Origin of the sequence: Gemmobacter lutimaris (genome assembly GCF_003570715.1) — a bacterium.
GTDB lineage: Bacteria > Pseudomonadota > Alphaproteobacteria > Rhodobacterales > Rhodobacteraceae > Gemmobacter > Gemmobacter lutimaris.
This window is the reverse complement of the sequence record NZ_QXXQ01000026.1, coordinates 1-20,162: the sequence shown is the minus strand read 5'-3', so window position 1 is coordinate 20,162 and position 20,162 is coordinate 1. Positions and strand designations below refer to the sequence as shown.

The 20,162-nt window shown below is 60.4% G+C and carries 21 protein-coding genes; 3 read left to right on the top strand and 18 right to left on the bottom strand.

Features of this window, described 5'->3' with window-relative positions; translation table 11 throughout:
* Window positions 1-548 precede the first annotated feature (548 nt).
* Window positions 549-953, top strand: coding sequence for a single-stranded DNA-binding protein (locus tag D2N39_RS21765; RefSeq protein WP_119136836.1), 405 nt, complete (start codon window positions 549-551; stop codon window positions 951-953).
* Between the two features lie 113 nt (window positions 954-1,066).
* Here D2N39_RS21765 and D2N39_RS21760 read toward each other — a convergent pair whose 3' ends face one another.
* The 3 genes from D2N39_RS21760 to D2N39_RS21750 are packed head-to-tail and all read right to left on the bottom strand — an operon-like array spanning window position 1,067 to window position 2,720.
* Window positions 1,067-1,288: a hypothetical protein gene (locus D2N39_RS21760; RefSeq protein WP_119136835.1), complete on the bottom strand. Its 222-nt coding sequence runs from the start codon at window positions 1,286-1,288 to the stop codon at window positions 1,067-1,069.
* Entirely contained in the window at window positions 1,285-1,998 is a 714-nt protein-coding gene (locus D2N39_RS21755) for a hypothetical protein (RefSeq protein ID WP_119136834.1), read from the bottom strand. The genes D2N39_RS21760 and D2N39_RS21755 overlap by 4 nt, the downstream gene beginning before the upstream one ends.
* Window positions 1,995-2,720, bottom strand: coding sequence for a nucleotide-binding protein (locus tag D2N39_RS21750; RefSeq protein ID WP_158589904.1), 726 nt, complete (start codon window positions 2,718-2,720; stop codon window positions 1,995-1,997). Before D2N39_RS21750 ends, D2N39_RS21755 begins: the two co-directional genes overlap by 4 nt.
* A 618-nt stretch (window positions 2,721-3,338) precedes the next feature.
* On the opposite strand from D2N39_RS21750, the gene mobC reads away from it, so the two are divergent.
* On the top strand, window positions 3,339-3,815 hold the full coding sequence (gene mobC / locus D2N39_RS21745) for a plasmid mobilization relaxosome protein MobC (protein WP_158589903.1): 477 nt from the start codon (window positions 3,339-3,341) through the stop codon (window positions 3,813-3,815).
* The gene (locus D2N39_RS21740; RefSeq protein ID WP_119136831.1) at window positions 3,808-5,631 is read left to right on the top strand and encodes a relaxase/mobilization nuclease domain-containing protein; all 1,824 of its coding nucleotides are present in this window, start codon (window positions 3,808-3,810) and stop codon (window positions 5,629-5,631) included. The genes mobC and D2N39_RS21740 overlap by 8 nt, the downstream gene beginning before the upstream one ends.
* A 38-nt stretch (window positions 5,632-5,669) precedes the next feature.
* On the opposite strand, the gene D2N39_RS23730 is transcribed toward D2N39_RS21740, so the two are convergent.
* The 15 genes from D2N39_RS23730 to D2N39_RS23475 form a co-directional block, all read right to left on the bottom strand.
* Window positions 5,670-6,017, bottom strand: coding sequence for a thermonuclease family protein (locus D2N39_RS23730; RefSeq protein ID WP_407645612.1), 348 nt, complete (start codon window positions 6,015-6,017; stop codon window positions 5,670-5,672).
* 259 nt (window positions 6,018-6,276) lie between these two features.
* The gene (locus D2N39_RS21730; RefSeq protein ID WP_119136829.1) at window positions 6,277-6,642 is read right to left on the bottom strand and encodes a Cap15 family cyclic dinucleotide receptor domain-containing protein; all 366 of its coding nucleotides are present in this window, start codon (window positions 6,640-6,642) and stop codon (window positions 6,277-6,279) included.
* Window positions 6,639-7,396 (bottom strand): IS5 family transposase gene (locus D2N39_RS21725; protein WP_119136828.1). Its coding sequence is split into 2 segments (ribosomal slippage): window positions 6,639-7,075 and window positions 7,075-7,396, totalling 759 coding nucleotides; the frame shifts between segments, so codons are not numbered across the junction. Before D2N39_RS21725 ends, D2N39_RS21730 begins: the two co-directional genes overlap by 4 nt.
* Before the next feature lie 367 nt (window positions 7,397-7,763).
* Window positions 7,764-8,360, bottom strand: a complete 597-nt coding sequence (locus D2N39_RS21720) for a helix-turn-helix transcriptional regulator (RefSeq protein WP_158589902.1) — start codon at window positions 8,358-8,360, stop codon at window positions 7,764-7,766.
* 196 nt (window positions 8,361-8,556) lie between these two features.
* Window positions 8,557-10,533 carry a type IV secretory system conjugative DNA transfer family protein gene (locus tag D2N39_RS21715; RefSeq protein WP_119136826.1) on the bottom strand — a complete coding sequence of 659 codons (1,977 nt, stop codon included), beginning with the start codon at window positions 10,531-10,533 and terminating at the stop codon, window positions 8,557-8,559.
* Between the two features lie 2 nt (window positions 10,534-10,535).
* On the bottom strand, window positions 10,536-12,719 hold the full coding sequence (locus D2N39_RS21710) for a hypothetical protein (RefSeq protein ID WP_119136825.1): 2,184 nt from the start codon (window positions 12,717-12,719) through the stop codon (window positions 10,536-10,538).
* A 70-nt stretch (window positions 12,720-12,789) separates the two neighbouring features.
* A complete protein-coding gene (locus D2N39_RS21705; RefSeq protein ID WP_119136824.1) occupies window positions 12,790-13,776 on the bottom strand; it encodes an ATPase, T2SS/T4P/T4SS family in 987 nt (328 codons plus the stop codon).
* Window positions 13,776-15,095 carry a TrbI/VirB10 family protein gene (locus tag D2N39_RS21700; RefSeq protein ID WP_119136823.1) on the bottom strand — a complete coding sequence of 440 codons (1,320 nt, stop codon included), beginning with the start codon at window positions 15,093-15,095 and terminating at the stop codon, window positions 13,776-13,778. The genes D2N39_RS21705 and D2N39_RS21700 overlap by 1 nt, the downstream gene beginning before the upstream one ends.
* On the bottom strand, window positions 15,092-15,808 hold the full coding sequence (locus D2N39_RS21695; RefSeq protein WP_119136822.1) for a TrbG/VirB9 family P-type conjugative transfer protein: 717 nt from the start codon (window positions 15,806-15,808) through the stop codon (window positions 15,092-15,094). Before D2N39_RS21695 ends, D2N39_RS21700 begins: the two co-directional genes overlap by 4 nt.
* 1 nt (window position 15,809) lies before the next feature.
* A complete protein-coding gene (locus D2N39_RS21690; RefSeq protein WP_119136821.1) occupies window positions 15,810-16,490 on the bottom strand; it encodes a virB8 family protein in 681 nt (226 codons plus the stop codon).
* Window positions 16,491-16,556: 66 nt separating this feature from the next.
* On the bottom strand, window positions 16,557-17,555 hold the full coding sequence (locus tag D2N39_RS21685) for a type IV secretion system protein (RefSeq protein ID WP_119136820.1): 999 nt from the start codon (window positions 17,553-17,555) through the stop codon (window positions 16,557-16,559).
* A complete protein-coding gene (locus D2N39_RS21680) occupies window positions 17,555-18,037 on the bottom strand; it encodes a hypothetical protein (protein WP_119136819.1) in 483 nt (160 codons plus the stop codon). Before D2N39_RS21680 ends, D2N39_RS21685 begins: the two co-directional genes overlap by 1 nt.
* A gap of 2 nt (window positions 18,038-18,039) precedes the next feature.
* Complete coding sequence (locus D2N39_RS21675) at window positions 18,040-18,837, bottom strand: type IV secretion system protein (RefSeq protein WP_119136818.1); 798 nt, start codon at window positions 18,835-18,837, stop codon at window positions 18,040-18,042.
* Window positions 18,834-19,946 carry a lytic transglycosylase domain-containing protein gene (locus tag D2N39_RS21670; RefSeq protein ID WP_233557370.1) on the bottom strand — a complete coding sequence of 371 codons (1,113 nt, stop codon included), beginning with the start codon at window positions 19,944-19,946 and terminating at the stop codon, window positions 18,834-18,836. Before D2N39_RS21670 ends, D2N39_RS21675 begins: the two co-directional genes overlap by 4 nt.
* Before the next feature lie 10 nt (window positions 19,947-19,956).
* A partial coding sequence (locus D2N39_RS23475; RefSeq protein ID WP_233557369.1) for a hypothetical protein occupies window positions 19,957-20,162 on the bottom strand: 206 nt, incomplete at its 5' end.

Sequence of the window (20,162 nt, the reverse complement as noted above, 5' to 3'; positions counted from 1 at the left end):
CGAAACACCGCACTTCCGTCCGGCAACCCTGTCGGAGCATCGGGAGTCGGCATAGTGGATCGCCCGAACCATCACGATCATGCCCATAAGATCGCAGTAGGCTAAACCTCCGCTCGACCTATGTCGGAAAGCGCCACATTCGGTTTGTCCTCGCGGCGAGCCTCTCCCATCACTTGACCCTCATCGACAGAACGGTCGCTTGAGCTTGGCACGCAGTTGTTGACATGGTCCCTCCCTCTTTCCGGGTTCTTTCTCCCTGGGCCTGACACTGCCGTTTGCTCGTTTGAGCGGTTCTGCCCTGCCGCTTCCCGTGATCCCGGCTCAGGCACCTCCCCTTCGACTGACAATCCCCTAAGCCTGTTCGGCCTCTGGCTTGCAACCCCGCTCAGGTCCGGGCCGTGTTGGTCGCGTACCGCTCCCTGCCCGCACCACCCCGGCCCTTCGGGGGTTTCCGGTGACCCAAGTGCCACCGTGCAAGCCTCAACCGACAGGCTTCATTCGGGTCTTGTCGAAGGGATGGTCCCTTCAGCCAGATACAGGAGCTTCACATGCAGAACATCGTCATCCTCGCCGGCAACATCGGTCAGTCCCCGGAAGTCCGCACCACGCAAGGCGGGACCAAGATCACCAACTTCACCCTCGCGACCTCGCGCCCGCGTCTGTCTGAAGGTCGGGTCCAGCGCGACGAGAACGGCTACCGCGTGATGGACACCGAATGGCACCGGATCACCTGCTTCAACGGTCTCGGCAAGGCTGTCGCCGACAACTGCGAAAAGGGCATGAAGGTGATGGTCCACGGCCGCATCCATTACACCAAGTGGACCGATGCCGCCGGGGTCGACCGCTACGGCTGCGAGATCATCGCGGAGAAGGTCGACTTCCTGAGCCGTCCGAAGGCCGGTGAAGGTGAAGATCCTGAACTGGTCGACCGCGAGGACCAGTTCGCGGGTTGACGCCCCGCAGATCAGACCCGGTGGCGCAAGCCGCCGGGTCTCTTCGCTTCGCCGGCGGGCCGTAGCCAAAGCCAGCCTCAGAACAGACGGCGGACAAGCCGCGCCAATCCTATTCAGGCCTGGGTCAACTTGGACAAGACCAATGCCTTCTTTGCTCGCCGCTTGTTGGGCGTGTACCAGACGGTCTTGCGCTCGCCTGTTTGACTGAACTCATACGTCACCCCGAGGATCGTCTCGCGCCGATCCGGATCGACCATCCATTCGACGGGTGTGCCGATGTCAAATTCAGACGGCGGGATGGTCCGCTTGAGGGCAGGGGCTTCTGTGCTGGTCATTGTTCGTCTCCCTCGTTTGTTGTCTGAATTTTTGCCTTGGCCAGTGCCACGTCGAACGCCTCCTGGAACCGGGCGCGGTAGGCGGGGCCCATGGCGCGCGCCAATCCAAGAATGCCAAGCGGGTCATGGATGTTCGCCAGGTCCGCCGCGAACTGCGGCCGCAAGGTCAAGGTCACGCTGGTCGGATGCTTGCCTCGTGCCCCACGGGACTCTTCGACCTCCGGCATCCCATCACGTTCCCAATCGTCGAAGACCTGATCGCGCAGACTTTGGGCCACGCGGCGGATCAAAAACTGGACGGTGCAACGCGCAGCCGTGGCCCACTCTTCTGCCAGCCGTGCCTGACGGGTGGTCAGCGACAATGAGACATGGACAACATGGCCGCGCGCAGCTGACCCAGTTGCAAGACCAGCCGCCTTCGCATCCGAAGCCCTCTGGGCAATGAAAACCTTCTTCTCGTCCCGGGACTCTTCTTTGGACCCAAAGGGTCTGATGCTGACCTCGCCTGTGTTGCCACTTGCTGTGGCCGCCACTGCAATCGCGGGTGGCGAAGGTTCTGTCTCGGTCAATTCATCGGCTGACGTCGGCTGAGCCGGGATTGCCCGATCAACCAAATCACTTTCGCCCACCTTCCCGCCAAACCCCAACTTGGCCGAAAACCCCGCGTCCTGGCGGATGATCCGCATCATGTCCTTGCGCTGCGCCATCATGCGACCTCCGCCGGATTGAGGATCAGCTGGTCGATCTCTTCCAGAAGGTCCCCTGCCTCCTTCACGGCACTTTGGACATGGGCAGCAAGCGCCCGGTTCGGCGTCTTGTCCGCGATCACCCCGAGAAGGCCTTCTCTGTCCATCCGAACATAAGCGGCGCGGCTACCGAGATAGGTCTCAAGGGCAGGCAAGGACTGGAACAGCTCTTCAGCCACCGCCCGCTCAGTCTCTGACACCCGCACAGGCACCCGGTTGAGCAATACAGAAAACCCTGCAAGCTCATCCGGCTTTTCCACTCGGCCGCGCAGCTTGAGGTACCAGTTGGCCGTTTCCAGCGTCTCACTCAGATCGCCCCGCGACAACATCATCGGGCAGATGATCCGGTGCGCTGCGACCGCCAGAACGTCCTGTGCTTCAGATCCCCCGCCGAAGGTGTCGATCAGGATGAGATGCTCCTGATCAGGCTGCTCGTAAATCTGCCCGATGGCTTCTGCCACCCGGTGGGCATCCAGCGTGTGGATCACTTCAACCAAGGAAGACCAGTTGCCTGCTTCCTTTCCCGCCTGCATCCACTTGAGGCAGGATTTCGAGGCATCGGTGTCGAAGATCGTCACCGTTTCGCCTTTTGCAGCCGCAGCAGAAGCCAAGGCCCGACAGAGGGTGCTCTTGCCCGATCCACCTTTCCTGTTCATCACCAGCACAACACGTATCCCGTAACCCATACCACCTTCCTCACTTCGCCGATTGCATTTTTCACAATGCGGATCGCGTAAATATTTTATCTTAACTCGCATCGCGTAAATCTGAATCTACACTGCGGATATCAGAAACCGGCTCACGCAAATCTTATTGCGTGAAGCGCGTTTCTTTAATCGTTTGTCTGATTACTGGATGCGTATATCTTTTATCTGATCGCGCAATGCGTGTATCACAAGTCGGAACCCCGAACACACATCCCTGATGCCACAAACCGCATCCCACACTTCCTTTCTCTGGAACCTGAACACTGAACCACAGGCTCCGTACGGTAAATAAAACAAGGCTTTAGGCCTATAACTACGAGGAAAATGCGCCTCTGGCCACGTGGCTGGGGGTGCACCATCCCTGTCTTGCCTTGTGTGTTGCGCGATCAGCGAAACGCATTCGGTGGCGGGGGAGTTACCCAAGGTCAGCACAATCTGCAAGTGTATAAATCGCGCTTAGATTGCACTTGAAAGGGAGGTGAAGGTAGGGATAGGAAGAGTGGCAGGAAATGCGATGTGTCTACAAATAATCGGTGGCAGAAGTTGGCGGTAAAATCAGATCCTCGCGAAACAAGACTTAAGTCGCGGTCCAAGGTTTTGGCGAAGACTGACAATGAAGTTTCTGATTCTGCGGTGCAGCAAGGGGCTGGGCGCGGCCGGCCTCGGTCGGAGGACAAGGGTCAGGTCGTCAGCTGCCGCCTACCTGCCGAAGAACTCCATGCCTTCGATGCGCTTTGCAGCCAGCTTGGCGCGAAATCGCGATCTGATGGGGTGCGGTCGGTCGTGCGGATGGCCTCAGGTTTCCTCGAGTTCAGCCGGGAGGACAGCGTCAAGCTGGAGGAAATCCGCTACGAGTTGGGCAAGATCGGCACCAACGTGAACCAGATTGCCTTGGCGGCGAACCGCGGCAGGGCTCCAATGGTCAAGGCGCAGTGGGCTTCGGTGGACGAGTTGCGACGGTCGCTGCCGCTGGTGGCGAAGGCGCTGAGCCAGATCATCGCGGAACGCCGGCGGCAAGGCGTGGCGCTGTTCCGGAAATTTGTAGAAACTCAGGAGGGCGCGCGTCATGGTTAAGCTTGGCTCGCGTCCCATCGGGGTTGCAGAGGCCGTTCTTGGGGAGATCAACTTCCTGTGGCCGCAGCAGGGCAGGGTGAAGGCGGGCAGTTCGTCTTCGCCCAAGCGCGGGTTCAGTTTCTCGAGCCGAGCAAGCCAGTTGTGGCGGTTTTCGCTTGGGTCAAACGCGGCTGTGTTGAAGAAGATCGGCAAGGGTGGGACGGCGAACGCCAAGGAGTTGGCGGCCCAGATGGACTATCTGTTCTCAAAGTCGGCCTCGATCTTCGGCAACGGGGTCGTGTTGGATGCGGATGCCAAGGGGCTGACCAAGGACGAGCGCAACGACATCGTCGGTGACTGGGTCGAGGACTGGCGCGGCGCGCCGAAGAACGGCCACACGACCCACCTCCTGATGAGCTTCCCGTCCCATGTGCGACCTGAGAAGGCAAAGTTGATCGCCGAGGCTTGGGCCTTCGAGATGTTCCAGTCGGGCGAGCATCAGGACGATGTCTGGTCCTATGTCGCAGCCCTGCACACCGACAAGGCCCACCCCCATGTCCACATGGTCATCAACAACCGGGGCACGGTGAATGACAGCTGGTTCTTCATGGCGAAGGAAAATGTCTTCAATCTGGAAGTGATGAAGCAGCGCATGGTGGCGATCGCAGCCGAAGAGGGTGTGTTTCTGGATGCCACCTCGCGGGCCGAGCGCGGCTTGCTGACCTATGGGCCGTCGCGGGCGGAAATCGAACGGGCGCGGGTCGAGGGTCGTGCACCGGACGAACGGCCGCGTGAGGGTAAGGCGCTGGAAGATGCCTTGGCGACAATGGCCCGCACGGCGGATACCATGCGCAGTCTGCAGCATGTGGCGGCGTTGACCGGGCTGCCGGAGATTGGCGAGAAGATTGCCAAGGCGGAAGAGGCCCTGCGGCGGGGCGGGGTGTTGCGGCCGTTTCCGGGTGAGGTGGCTACAGCGGAGCGCGCCGATCTGGACCGGCATTTTAGCGGATGGATGGCCGAGGCGGAGGGCAAGATCCGAAAGATGCCCGTTGCCGAGCGCAAGGACATGCGGGACGAGCTTTATGGCTATGCTATCGATATCGCCAAAGGCTTGGGCGATGCGAGAGGTGCGCAACTTTTGCAGATGCTGCCGCAGACCAAACTCTATGGAACGGGACTTGAAGGTCACCGCCTGACACAGGGCAAGGTGGCCATTGATCTGCAGCCAGGTGCCGCCGACCGGCTGAAAACGGACATCGTCGGCAAAGCAGTTTCCTTGGGTCTCAGTGGTGACCGGATGGCCGAGCGTCTGGAAACGGGGGCCGCCAATGCTTGGGAAGAACGCGATTGGGTGCGCAGTGATCTGTTGGTCCTGTCTGGGCGGCGGCATGCCGATCTTCGCAATCCGGATCAGAGTCGGAAGGTCGTCGATGATCTTGAAGGTTTCTATGAAACGGCAGCCAAACTGATTGAGCATGCCCGGGCGCATGAGGTCGTTCCCGAAAATAATCGATTGCTGCGCGCTCTCGGTTCGATGGGTCGCATCATGCAGGCGGAGGGCAAGGTTGAGTTCCGGGGAGATGCTCATGCGGAGCGCTTCGCTGATGAGCTGCGTCAGCGGTATGGAAAAGGGGTTGTGACGGAACTCGCCAGCGGGCGGACGGATGCGCTGAATGGTGATTTCGAGGACGCGGATGAGCGGAAGTGGATCGCGCGGGCCATCGTTTCTTCGGCTAAGTCGCATGTGGCGTTCGGGCTGACGCTGAAAGAGGCACGGCATGCCGAACGGCTGCTCGCGTCAACTTCTGCTCGGGGCGAGAATGATTGGGAGCGGTGATTGCGCTCAATGCCCTCGTCAGGGTTGCGCTAAGGGTTTTAGCACGTGCCGTAGTAGCCGCCGGAGTATCGGCAGTATTCTGTGGCAGTGCCGGAACGGATCATCTCCCCAGCAATGTCTCGGCCGTTGGGCAGCTGGCATTGGGCAACAAGGCGTCCATATCGATCAACGTCCAGAACTGCGCAACGCAGTTGCTTGCCGGATATCAGACTGTGCAGGGTCGACGTGGCGGTTGAACCGCCCTGGTGGTTCCATTCCGGCGCATCGAGGCCCCAGACACGAATTCGACGCGACTCGCCACTCAGCGTGAAAGTGTCTCCGTCCAGAACCTTGCTAACACGTGCTTCAAGGATGGGTGCTTCCTTGGCCTGGGCCACTTGACCCATGAGCAGTACTAGGGCTGCGGTTGTCGCCGCGATCAGCGCCAAAAATAGTCGGCGTTGGCGGAGCCGTTGAAGCAGGTTGGGACAATCGGTCGTTCGACCAAGACGGCGCAAACTCTCGCGCCAATGCAAGATCTTGCGTGATATTAACCTTGAAAGTCTGAAAGTGTATGGAGGCAAACTGAGGGAATTGGTCATAAGCGCGTCAAAACCTTCGATTCTAGTGGCAAAAGCGATCACTTGTTCTAGCGGAGGTCTCAGGTCATTTTGCCGCTCGTTTCATGGCGATCAGGCCGGCGGCATTTAGCCCTCGGCTCCATGAACGGTTCTGCCAGTATTGTCCCTTGAGCTCGGTCGCGTCCTCGTTTACGTGAAGCACCGCAGATCCATAGAATTTCGGTTGGTCAGTCACCGCTAAAGGCTGAGTGTTGTCTTGTCTGTTGGTCTGCTCGTAAATCCATGCAATCGACTTCTTTCCATTCTCCGACTTAAGAAACTCAACGGAGATCGTTTCGGAGCCAAGCAGTGGAGTCTTTAAGTTTGGCAAGAACGTCACGTCGGTACGAAACCACGTTTGCTTAACTTTCACATCAAAGCTTGCCTCTAGGAGATTAGGGTCAGGACTCATAGCCAGTATATTACGGTTGCCGCCAGTGCGATGGCAGAGAGAAAGACCTTGGGGCATCTGTCGTAGCGGGTTGCCACACGTCGCCAGTCCTTGAGCCTGCCGAACATGATCTCGATGCGATTGCGGCGTTTGTAGCGGCGCTTGTCGTATTTCACCGCCTTCTTGCGCTGCCTACGGCCGGGGATGCAGGCGCGTATCCCTTTGTCTTTCAATGCTTCTCTGAACCAGTCGGCATCATAGCCGCGGTCCCCAAGCAACCAATCGACATCCGGCACGCTACTGAGAAGTGCACGTGCGCCGATGTAGTCGCTGACTTGTCCGGCGGTGACGAAGAGGTTGAGCGGTCGGCCCTGGCTGTCGCAGATAGCGTGCAGTTTAGTGTTCATGCCGCCCTTCGTCCGGCCAATCAGCCGTCCACGCCCCCCTTTTTGACGCCCATGCTGGTCGCTGTCCGATGGGCCTTCAGATACGTCGCGTCGATCATCACGGTCTTCGTCTCGCCGTGCTCGGCGGCCAGACCGGCCATCATTCGCGCGAAGATGCCCTTGTCGCTCCATCGTTTCCAACGGTTGTAGAGCGTCTTGTGCGGCCCATAGGCGGCGGGGGCATCCCGCCACCGCAAGCCATTGCGATTGATGAAGATAATCCCACTCAACACACGACGATCATCGACGCGTGGCTTGCCGTGTGACTTGGGAAAGAAGGGCTCAAGACGCGCCATCTGGGCGTCGGTCAGCCAAAACAGATCAGACATGTTCACCGCTCTCTTTTCGAACCGTGAATCACGCCATCTCAGGGAAATCAATGGGTCCTGACCCTAGGCCCTCTGCATCGTTAGAGAGATGTTGGGCGACTATTCTTCTGCCGATATCGTCGCCGTCAATGGAGATATACGTCAAGTCTACATCCTATTCGGGTTCACGCCCGGTTCGCATTACATTCGCAATAATTGACGAAGTGTTGTCTGTCCGGCAACTCACCTCTCACCATTTACACGGCTAGCAGCAACAATACAGCAGCCTTTAAGGGGGCAGGTTGCGAGGATGCTATCGCTTATTGTTCTTGCTACCTCGATACTCAGCTGCGGATTTGGCCAGTTGGGATTGGTTACGACACGACTGTTACGTCCTCCGAGCTTCCTTGTCCAACAAGCCTCGCAGCAGGTCCATTCGATCCCCGCTGAAATCACCCTCCGTGAGCGTTAGCCCTTGCATGGCGCGCACGAAGAACTGACGAAAATCCCTTCGCTCCTCGCACCACGCCAGCAATTTCACCCCCTGGGGCGGATGCACCAAGGCTAGGGGCAGGACCGTGCGGGTCGTCTCTTGTCCGGAAAGGTCGGTGTATCCGAAGACCACGGGCTGGCTGGCACGGATCGCCCCGTGGAGCGCGGATAGATCTGCCGCCGCGGCCGCAGGCAGGTCTCCGTGCCAATAGGCGGCCGGGCGGACGTCGAGCAACTGGTAGATGCGGCCGAGAAGGGCGGCTTCAGGATCGGTTTCCGCAAGTCGGGCAAGCGTTGCCTCGGCAGCTCTTGCGGCCACCGGATCACCGCGGTGGCTTGCCAGGGCGAGTCCTCTAAGGGCTGCATCGCGCAGTTCGGGATCCAAAGCAGACGTTGGTTGGGCTGCCACGCTGGTCGCTGCACTTTGCCCAAAACCGATTGCGGCGGCAAACCCAGCAAGCCGGGTGCCGAGCGCGCGGCGCGTCAGGGTCAAGGGCGTGGGGCGACCGGGTCGCATGGCGAATCCTCTATGGCATTGGAGAAGGCGCCCTCCTTCGCATGGAGAGGGGCGTTTGGTCCAGTATTTTGATTGAAAGCCATCGCCTCCGAGCCTGGAAAATGCCCGCATCCGCAAGGCCAACGGCCTGTTCAAGTACGCGATTTGGACCGGAGTCGATCCCCGGATGGCGTTAAAATTCCAAGCCTGCAAGGTTGTTGGAGAACTTGCTCATCTTTGAGACCGCGATTGCGATGGGTGGTCTTAATGCTGCGAGATCAACCTCGGGCTCTTCGATGGCTTCGGCCTGTTCCGCCGTAACGAGAACCTCAGTATCGACCTCTGGCACGATCTCCTCCCGCGCCACAATTTCGGCCGCAAGTTTCGGCTCAGGTTCAACTGGGGCTTCAGCCTTTGCCTTCTCCGGCCTCACAAAATCCACCACCATCCGTTCGGCCAGACGTCGTTCCAACGCCTCCATCCGTTGGGTCAGGACCTGCACGTCCGCGGTTTCTTTGGGCGGATAGGGCAGGAGGCCTTTCTGGGCGTCGAACAGCTTCTTGAACGTGGGGTCCTGGAAGTAGACAATCCTGTGGACCAAGAGCGGGTTCTGACGTTCCGGGATGAGGATGGCTTGATCGGGGTTCAGCCGCCGCACCTCGTCGGGGGTCAGAAGTGGCCGCTCTTCCATCCGCCGACTGACCGACCGCCTCTGCATGAAATCCCTGTCCCTTGAAACACTGTCCGACACCGAAAGCTTGGTGGTCTTGCCCAACGCATCCGAAATCTCACCCGCCGTCTTCTTGTCGTTCGCCGCGAGGTAGAGCTTCATGCCGGCGGCAGACTCGAGCGACAGGCGAACGTTTTCGCCATAGATGTTGTCGAGACCGGGAATCGACTGGGTGATGATGGAAACTCGCGCACCGTGCCCGGCAAGCTGCTTCAGGGCCTGCTCGACGATGGGCATTGGCCCGAGCTGATCGAACTCGTCCAGCATGACCATGACAGGCCAAGGTTCCGATTTCGGGTCGGGGAGAGTGGAGCGCATGGTGGCGATCAGCTCGCCGAAGAACAGCCGGACCAAGGGTGACAGGGTACGGATGTCATCGGCGTTGACGACGACATAGATCGACATCGGCCGCTTGCGCAGGTCGGAAAAGGAGAAATCATTGCCGGAGGTGGCGCGATCCACGGCCGGGTTGTTCCAAAGGGTCATGCCCGCCCCGCCCAGAACGGACGCGTGCGACGACAAGGTCCGGTCAGAATAGCCCGCGAACTTGCGGAAGGTCTGGGCCGCGTTGGGGTGTTTGACCTCCTCGGCATGTTCGCCATAAACCTCCTGGGTGGCGCCTCGGCCAAAGAGAATGCGGCTGATCTCGCCAATGGTCGGCTTGCCCCGCTCAATCGCTAGCAGGCCAGCGGCCACGAAGAGTTCGCGCCCTTCAGTCAGGAAATCGCCAGCCGTTCCCTTGTCCGAAACCGTCAAGAAGTAGTCCGAGATCTTGGCCAGCTCGGTGTAGCGCTGCTCATAGTTTTCAACGCGGGCGACACGCTCGAGCGGGTTGTAGCGATGGGTTGGATGCTCAAAATCGAAGGGTGAGAAGCGGTAGACCGCATCGCCCTCGGCCTGACGGTGCCGGGAGGTTGCCTCGAAAATCTCGCCTTTCACGTCGAGGACCACGATGCTGCCATTGAAGAGGAGCGTGTTCGGGATGACATAGCCCACGCCCTTGCCGGCGCGTGTAGGCGCGACAACGAGACAATGCGGGAATTTTTGGAAGGTGGCGCTGACATATGGCGCGGTCTTTGAAGGGGCGCCCAACTTGCCGAAAATCATCCCCGCGCCCAAAGGCTGCAGGAGGCCATTTGCCTTCATCTCCGCGCGCGCCTGAAACTTAGCCTGACCGTATTCGGTGAGCTGTTGGCGGAAGGTTAGGGCGACGGCCGCAACCGTGAAGAGCACGGTCGACGCGCCGACGATCTGCCAGGGTAGCACCCAGGGCACGGAGCTCAGCCGTGCAAAACCAGGGAACTCGGCAATCAGGACAAAGATGCCGGTTGCGTTCGGATCGCGCCCCAAGATCAGGTTGAGGACAAGGCCCCCGGCAATGAGACCAACCAGCAGGCCGGACGTAAGACCAAGAGGAAGCAGCAGAGCAATGCGTTGCATGATCAAAACTCCCGGTCTTGATTGCGATCATGAGCATGAGCCCGCGCGTGTTCCGGCGGTCGCGACGCCGCCTGCGCCACCATTCTGCGTTCAGCCGCCTCCGCTTCATGCGCGCTGATACCAAGCGAGGGATGCTCTTTGGCAGCCGAGACGACGGCCACCGCCATCGCCGCCCGAGCGGTCGGGTCCGGCACATCCTTGGCAAGTGCCTCGGTCCGGCCCGAAGCGATGTCCTTCAACACTGTCGCTCCGTAGCGTTCCTTCATTTCTTCCGCGAAATCCCGCGCCTGATTTTCATTTCGGAAGGCGACCGATCCTTGGCTGGCTTGTACCTTGGCAAGTGAACCCAGGGCCTCGACCAGAGGATCTGGCCCGCGGGGCACTTCGATGCTGCGGGCTGACTGGATCAGTTCGGCCGCACGTTCGTAGAAACGATCCACCTTCTCGGCCGCAGCATTGCGCCCCTGCGCGCTGCCGAGATCAAAGCCGTGGCGCTTGGCGACATCGGCAATATCGGATTTCACCCAAGATTCCTCCTCGTGGGCATTTGTGGCCCCGGTTTCCAAACGCTTCTGGAGTTTTTCACTGTCGATGCCTGCCAAGCGGGCGTTGAGGCTCAGATCGGCCCAGAGGATATTCGCGCCGCCGTTTTGGAATGCGGTCTCATCGCCACCAACCACGAGCGCGGTTGCACTGATGGAGGTGCTGTAAAGGGTCGAACGCGGTGGGTTTTCGCGCTCAGTCGGCCCCCGATCTAGCCCAAAGGCTTCCGCCGCCTCTTTGGCGATCCCCTGCAATTCGGATCGCAGGTCGCCCTGTTGGTCTGCCGGCAATCTGTCGATCTGCGCGGTTGATTGCGCCACCCAGAGCGAGATTGCCCGCGCCGGGTCAGAAGCAAAATCGCTCCGCTGCCGCTCCTCTTCGACATATGCCGCCATCACTGGGCTATGCGTCAGATGCTTGGCCAAGGCTTCACTGAGCGGACCCTCATCGGGAAACTTGGCCAACACCTCAGCCCCACCATCCCTGCCATAGGAGGTAACGGCCAAAAGCTCATCGGGTAGAAATCCGCTGGAGCCTTCACCGTCGACAAAGCGACCAGTGCCAATCGTGGCCTCGGCATTGGCGATATGCTCTGCCACCACCTTACGAAATTCCGGGTCGGCGACGAGCCGCTCGGCCAGATCGCGGGTGTTTTCAGTGTCCCGGCCAAGGGTCAGCACAAGCTGCGCATCATCGCCCGCGTAGATTGCTGTCTCGGGCCGGGCAAACTCGGGCTGTGGCCGATGCTCAAGGACAAGCCCTTCCGGCCTGCGGTCGGGTTCTTCCACCAATTCGCGGTCCATCTCGGCCGCGCGCTTCACCGTCAGCTCAAGCCCCTCTTCGCCACCTTCATAAAAGTCATAGGCATGGCGCAAAGCCTCGCGGGAACTTGGGAAGGTGCGCTCCGAATAGGTGAGTTCACTCTCCCCTCCCGGCAGATTTGCCTCGTAGCCCGTGTGAATCCCTCGATCACTTGCCACCGCCACGGGCCTCAGCTCGACATTTGCATCTGTCGTGACCCAGTCACCCGCGGCGATGATGGCTGGCTTTTCGGCAGAGGTATCCCTATAAGCGGCGACGTCACGATCTGCGGTTGCTTCGCGGGCTTGCACCGCCGCGCGCAATGTCGGCCCGGGCGGGACCGCGTCACTGTGATCGGCCCAAAGCGTTGCCGCCTTTTCTGGCTCTCGTCGTGCGAAAGCCTCGAGATCATCCCTCAACCCGGTGTCGAGCCGCTCGGTTACGGCAGGACCATCCTTGCCCCATTCGAGCTTGCCCAAGCGTTCCGTCAGCGAGGCTTCCATCGCATTCAAAAACCCGGCGCGGAACTTGGCATCCGGCGCATGAGAGTCAGGCAGGCTCTTGAAATACCGCGTCTCGCCCGTCTCATGGGTGCCATGGATCTCTGTCCGAGCCATCGTCCGGGCGGTATTGCCGTCGATATGCGCGACCGAGGGCCGCTCGGCGGGATCCGCGCGAAAGAAGGCCTCGCCAGCTTGGCGCGGGTCTTCAAATTCCTGCGCCGCCCCCGACAGGGTCAGGCGGACCGAGAAGTATTCTTTCGGGCGATCTGCGGCGGCGCGCTCCGCGTCGCTGCGTTCTGTTTCCGGGCGCGCCGCGCCTGCATTGATGTCGTTTTCCATGAGTTACCTGCGGGCAAAGAGCCGAAAATGGGGAAGGGGAGGGCGGGCGCTGTCGGGTGCCGCGCTGGCGTCAGTCGTCGAGACCGGGGAAATACATCTCCATTATCCCGCGCTGATCGCCGATGCGGCCCATCTGCAGGATCACGTCGATCGAGGTCTGAAGATACCGGATGACCTCGCCGAAACTGAGCTTGGTGCCCTGCGCCATCACCAGAAGCGCAAGGCGATCCATCGCCTTGCGGGCCGAATGGGCGTGCAGCGTAGTGAAAGACCCTGAATGCCCGGTGTTGATCGCGTCCAGAAACGTTGCCGCCTCAGCCCCTCGCAATTCGCCCAGAATGATCCGATCAGGTCGCAAGCGCAGCGTGGCCTGCAAGAGTTTGTCGGCAGACCGAGGTGAGCCCTCGTCACGCTGCGCGATCAGGCTCACGGTATTGGGCTGACCGGGGAGAAGTTCGAGGGAATCCTCAATCGTGACGATCCGTTCGTCGGAGGCGACCATTTCCAAGAGCTTGCGACCGAGCTCGGTTTTGCCGGTTGAGGTGCCGCCCGAGACGATGACGTTCAGCCGCTCGGACACCAGTTTGCTAAGGAAGGCTTCGACATCCGCCCCTTCAGAACCGGCGCGGATTTCCGCCACCATCGCGCGGCGCTCCTCTTCCAGGGAGTTTTCTTGGCCGCGCAGGAAGCTGAAAGATTTGGCGACGCGCCGAACATCTCCCTGCCGGGACCGAAACACCCGGATACCGATCACCGTGCCGCCCGAGACGGCAGGGCTGCCCACCACTTGGCAGCGCAGCATCAGATCGCGATACCGCACGGCCGCCGAAACCAGAGGCGCGGTTTCGGTGAAGGTGTTCGAGGTCGAGTTGGCAATCTGGGAAGCCAAGTCGCGCACCGCCCTGGCGGGCAGGGCGGCAAGGCCGCTTGGGGTCATGTGAATCTGCCCCGCGCGCTCCAGCCAGATCGATCCATCGGCATTGATCGCCAGTTCCATGACGGCCGGATCGGACAGGGCGGCGTCGAGCTGTCCGAGATAAGTGTCGAGATAGCTCATCAGTAAAACGCCAGATCCGCATCGACGCGGATCATCACGACCGCGCCTTGGTTGACGCTGATCGTCGGAGGGATGCTGAGATAATCGGCCATCACCGTATTGACCGCCTCGCCGAGATCGGTGCCCATGTTTTCGGCGGTGTCGGAGGCCACTTCATTGGCCGCGTATTTGTCGGCGGCCAGTGTTGGGACGGCACCGATCAAGGAAATCAGAGCGGCGGTGCCAAACCGCTGAAGGAAGTGGTTTCTGACCGCACCGGGCAGGCCCGAGCGCCCGATGCGGTCCGTGCCATAGGCGGCAAGGGTGACGGACTGCCCGTCGGTGGTGACCAGCCGATCCCAGGCGATAAGCACACGCCGCTGACCGGCATCGACCTCGGAATCGTAGCGCCCGAAGAGCCGCGAGCCGCGCGGGATCAGCACGCGGGACATATCAAACGACCAGACATCATGACTGACGATGGCTGAGACGTTGCCAGCCAGATCCGTGCTGATCGCGGTCTCGAGGGCCGCCTCGATCAGCGTGCCTTGCATCACAGTATGTGCCGGATCGGCGATGACCTCTGCTTGCCGGACTTCGGCTGCCTTGGCCCCAGCCCTGCGAAACGCCTCATCTCCCGTAGTCGCTTGTCCCGGCGCACCCGGGGCAGGGGCCACGGTGCCAGCCTCGCCGCCCATGTCCATGCTAGAGCGCAGAGCCACCATGTCGGAATGGATCTGCGCCTCGTTCAGCATCTCGGCCTCTTGCCTGCGCCGAGCCAATTCTTCTTCCCGAGCGCGGGCCGCTTCAGCCTCTGAGTCGCCGTCAATCAACGCTTTGGTCTCGAGTTCGGTCTGTAGCCGGATGTTCTCGCGCTCGAGATCGGAGAGCGCCGCCGCGCGGGCTTTTGCGTCGGCATCAAGGGCTGCAACTTGCGCCTTCAGGTCCGCCAGTGCGGCCTCATCAGTGACAGTCACCGGATTGGCTTTCAGATCGGCGATTTGGGCGTTCAAAGCCTCGATTTCGGCCTGCAACCGTTCTGCCTCCGGGGTATCTGGTGCTGCCGGAACGATCTGTGGCTTTGGCCGTGACACGCTGAAACCGTCGGTGCCCGTGCCATCGCCTTGGAAATCGCTGACCGAAGCGGTCTCGATGGCAGGGACCGGGGTAGGGGCATCGGGTGCGGCCAGAACCAGCCAGGCCCCGACGCCAACGCCGGCCACGGCCGTCACGGCGGAAAGCGCGTAGGGGTTCAAGCCCCGGCGGCGCTTCGGAGCCTCGGAAGGTTTCATGCGCTCCATGCGGGCGGAGAGTTTTTCGGCCTGGGTCTCGTCGGTCATTGGCTGACCCCCGGCTCGGCGGTGACGCAGACATATTCTTCGCCATAGCGCAGAACCCAACGCTCAGAGCGCGTGCTGACCGTGATGGTTGTGCCGCGCACAGAGGAATTGACTGAGTATTCTTGCCCCTTTGCATCGGCCCGGAAGATCGTCGGCATTGGCGCGCCGGGTGGGATGATAAAGGTGGTTTTGCGCCCGTCATCCGAGATCGACACTGGCGCAAATCCGGGCAGGCTGCGGCCCTTTTTCATGATCTTGTAGGTCATGGGCAAGGAGGCGGGTATCTCGCTGCCGGTTGTGGCGGCGCGCGTGCTGCCCGGCACGGTGAACTTCACCGAATAGTTTGGTTCGCCACGCCCACCTTCCGTGACTTGCAGAAAGTAGATGTTGCGCTGCGTCTCGACCGTCAGGTTGGTCGTCGCCCCGGCGACCACGGGCTTGATGATGAAGAGGTTCGCCCGCTCCAGCTTGTCGATCTTGAAGCTTTCGAGATCGCCGATGGCGATCGACTGGATCTTCTCGCCTTCACCAAGTTCGACGAGGGTCACATTCCTGAGCCGCGTGTTGATCCGGTAGACCTGCCCCTCCTGGTAAGTGGCATAGGTCACGCGGGCATCATGGCTGCCGGGCTTGGGCGCGGTTTCGGCCAAGGCGGGCAGGGCGGTGATCGAGATCAGAAGCCCGAGCGCAGGAAGGGTCAGTGGGTGGGTCATATCATTCCTCCGTGGGGGCCAGGGTTTCTGCGGTGATGCGGTAATCCGTCACCAGAAACCCGGTCGGGTTCTGCCAAACGAGGTCGAGCGCGGTTTGTTTGGACGGCTCGAAGCGAAAGGTGACGGTGGCTGTGAATTTGCCGATCCGGTCAGGCACGCCTTCGCCATCGGACACCCAGGTCTTGGTGAAGCGCACTTGGGCGGTCGTGTCCGTCACCGGGGTGATCGACAGAACGTCAATGACCACCTTGGAGTTCTGGCCATAGAGCTTTGGCGGATAATTGGCGTTGCCTTCCGTCCAAAGGCTCACGAGGCCCTGGCGCGCATTGCCTTCGGACCAGGTGTAGGCGCGCAGAATGCGGGACTCATTGTCGTGCTGGTCATAGGTTTCGCGGTCGGTGACATAGGCAAAGAGCAGGCTTTGCCGGATGGCTTCGGCCTGTTCGATCCCGGCCTTCTCTACAGCGACCACGCGTTCGGCCACGCCGGTGTCTTTGTCCACGATAGCGAGGAAGGCCTCGGTCTGCTTCAAGGGGAGCATTGTGACGACAGCAATCATGCCCATGAGACCGATGGCCAGCCCGCCGCCCGCCACCAGATAGGCGATGCGTTCGCGCTTTTTGACGCCGTAGAACATCTCGGCCTCGAGAAAACTTCTCAATTCAGGGGGCGATCCTGTCATTGTCTTGCTCCGGAAATAGGGAATTGCGCGATCGGCAGTTGTGCGGCGTGGGCCAGTTCGTCAGCGTCAACTGTCGCGGATGAATTGACCCAAACGCGCCCTTGCGGCTTGGCCGCGCTCGGCATCGGACCGTGCCTGATCTCGCAAATGGTGGTGTTCAGTCTTGCCGTGCATGAAACCCGATCGAACCTCGTTCATCCGGCGCGCCGAATAGTCGGACGCCTTTTCCAGCGGCTTGCCCGCAACCCGCAGAGCCTGCGGTGCAATGCTCGCGAGGCTGATCTGGCCGGTGATGTGGGTCACGGCATTCGGGATCGCCATCAAGGCAAAGATCCCGACAAAGACGATGACGAAGAAGCCGAGGATCGAGCCGAGGTCAGTGACTGCATCCGCGTTTCGGAAGACGTCGTGGGCAACAGTGACGACAGCAACGATGACCCCGGCGGAGGCGACCGGATACATCAGATAGCCGATCATGGCTGAGAGCCAGGCCTCAAATATGCCCTTTGTCTTCTCGAAGATCGTGGCACCGATGGCGATCGGAGCAACCCCGAGGAGGAAAGCGATCATCAACTTCGAGAAGCCGACGATGAAGACATAGACCGCCATCAAGACGCCCAGCACAACATAGAGAACGGCAGCCACAAAGCCGCGCATGATCGATGACATCGCGGAAGATACAGAGTCGACGTTTCCGGCCATCATATTGGCCATGTCATCCATCGCCGCCGTGGCAGAGGCCCCAACGCCACTGCCACCCAAGCGGAAATACTCCAGCGCAAGCGCGCTCAAGCCGTTGCTGGCGGCCTCATAGATCTGGGTGAAGTTTGACCAGGTCAGCCCAAACATCAGGACCATAACGATCCGGAACGACAGTTGAACCGCGTCGCGCATTGAAATTCGGTAAACATTTAAGGCTGCGTTGATCCCGACCATGACGAGGAGCAGGGTCAACAGGCTGGTATAGAGTGGCCCGATCGCCCCCGCCGTCGCCTCGAAGTACTGACGACCAGCGGAGGTGATCGCCGAGTCCAGCGTCGCCAGTATGGTCGAGACGCTGTCCATCAGAAGCTGCCCCCGCACATGGTCTCCGCGATCGGGAATAGGGCATTCGATGCTTCAAAGACCTCGAGCGTTTGCTGCCAGGTCAAGCGCTCGACGGACTTGGCCCTGCGCAAACTGGCTGCCAGGGACTCGACATCGTCCCAGCTCGCGACTTTCCCGGCACAAGAGCAGTCCTGAGTTTGAACCACATTCCTGACCTTTATGAGCCCGTAAATATCCCGATAGGCGCGGGCTTCGGTGCCCTTCTGGGACAGCTCATACTCTGCCGGCCAATTTGCCCGGCAGTTCCGGAATTCTTCGTTCACTGCTCCCGGGATCGGCAGGATGTCTTCCGGTATCTCGACCTTCGGCAAAACGTCGAGATAAGCTTCCTCTTGGGCAAGGTCTGCCGGGACAGGGGTTTCGGCCCAAGCTGCGGCCGAGAAAACCGCGATCAGCCAAAGGGCACCGCCCATCGTTCGCACTTTGAAATCATTGGCCATGCTCATTCTCCCCCAAGGACTTTGATGAACTTTTGCTCTTCGGCTGCTGTAGCGGCATCCATGACGCCGGCCTCGCCCATGCCCATCAGCTGGGCGGACTCCATGTTCCAAATATTGGCGAGTGCGATCGACAGTTCTGCCGTCACGCGGGTGTTCAGATCGATGGCCTCTTTCAGCCCTTCGGTGTCGGGGATTTCCTGAACAAGCTCGTGGACCCGCTCGAGGCTTTCGGAGGCCTTGACCGAGGAGGTTTCTGCTGCGGCCGAGAGGAAAGCGGCGGTGTTGGCTTGCGTACCAATCCGGGCGGCCCCCTCGTCTTCACTGTTCGCAAGCGTGTCGACGGTGGCTACATCAAGCCCGGCCGAGGCGAAGAACTCCGAGACATATTGCGCGGCGGGTTTGTCGCCGACCTTGCCGGAGGTGGTCATCAGAGAGTACTTGCCATCTTTCGCCGAGATCAGCCCGCCAGTCAGATCTGCAACATCCGGGAGGATATCGTCAAAGAAGGTGTCCGGGTCTGGTATGCCCAAGGCCTCCAGCGTCAGCCCGTTCCGCAAGGCGTCAAGCTGGGCCTTCAGGGTGGCGATCTGTTCGATCTGCTTCAGGATCTGCTCATCGAGCTTCAGGTTGGAGGCGATCATCTCCTTCACTTGCAGCTTGGCCTCGGTCAGCACCTCGCCGATCTTGGCGATACTGGTGAGGTCAACTGTTGGCACGCCCTGCGCGAGGGCAGGGGCCGAGGAAAGCAAGGCTGCAGAAGTAAGGAGGGGGCCAAGACCCCGGACAAGATTGCGGATCATTCGGAACCACCCTTCACTTTGATGAATGTTGCGTCGATGGCATAGGCCTGTAGCCAGAGGGCGTAGCGCGCCTGATCGACCTTCACGCGGGCCGCCTTGACCCGCTCGACCATCAGCCCGATGCGGACCGCTTCAGCCCGGGCATAGCTGTTGAGATCCAGCGCCTCTTTGGTCGATTTGGTTGTCGGAATGCGTTCGATGATGGAACGCAGCCGCTTCAGCGACGCCTCAATCTCCAGAGAGGCGGCCATGCCATAGTGCAAGCCAGCGTCCGCCGTATTGCTGGCCTCGGCGATCGCCATGTCGCGCGGATCGAAGGTGCCAACCTGATCTACGCCAGTGATCTTGCCCGCATAGGCGTTGAAGAATCCGGTGATGCGGACGACGTAATTCTGCGTCTCTTCAAAGGGCGGGATGCCGCCATACTTCGTGACGTTGCCGGGTCCGGCATTATAGGCGGCCAAAGCCAGCGGCACCGAGCCAAACTTATTGAGCTGGGTCAGGAAGTAGCGGGCGCCACCATCAAGCTGTAGCATCGGGTCGTCGTAATAGGCGGGGTAGATGCCAAGGTCCTTGGCGGTGTCCGGCATGACTTGTGTGAGACCAAAGGCGCCAACCGGGCTTCGGGCTCCGATGGAAAATCCGGATTCCTGTTTCACGAGGCTTTGGAACCAGATGCGAAACTCGACCGGGTTCAATCCGGCGCGGGCAAGACCAGGGTGGCCTGCGTATTTCTGCGCGGTGGCCACGATCATCTCTTCGATGCTGGTCTTGGCATCGCCGAAAAGCCGGGCGGCATAAGGGTTGCTGTCCTCAACCGCATAGAGAACTTCCGCCTCAGCCCCGGGGATCACTTCGAGATCGCCGATCCACGGCGTCCGGCCAGTCATCATCGCCAGCGTGGCATCCAGCGCATCGAGTTGGTCCTGGTGCAATTCGTCGATACGACGCTTCTTGTCGGCCTCAAGTTCGCGCCCACCGGTCAGATAGGACATCTGAGCGATTTCCAAGCCGTGCTGGATGATCGACTTCGGGTCGACAATCGGCACGCCTTGCGCCGTCGCAGGCCAAGGCAGGACCGCCGCGCTCAAGGCCAATGCCCCGATCATGCCAAGAGGTTTATTCGCAGGGAGTGACATCAAGACCCGAAGTGTTGCCGCGTGGGACAAGCGCCGCATCCGGGCTTGCGCCCTTGGTGGAAGTGGTCACAGTGGATCCAGCGGTGGCCCAGCAATTGGTCTTGGCAATCGGCACACCGGTGCAGCCCGCGAGGGGCGCAAACCCGAGTCCGATAATCAAGGTTATGTAATATATTGATTTCATTG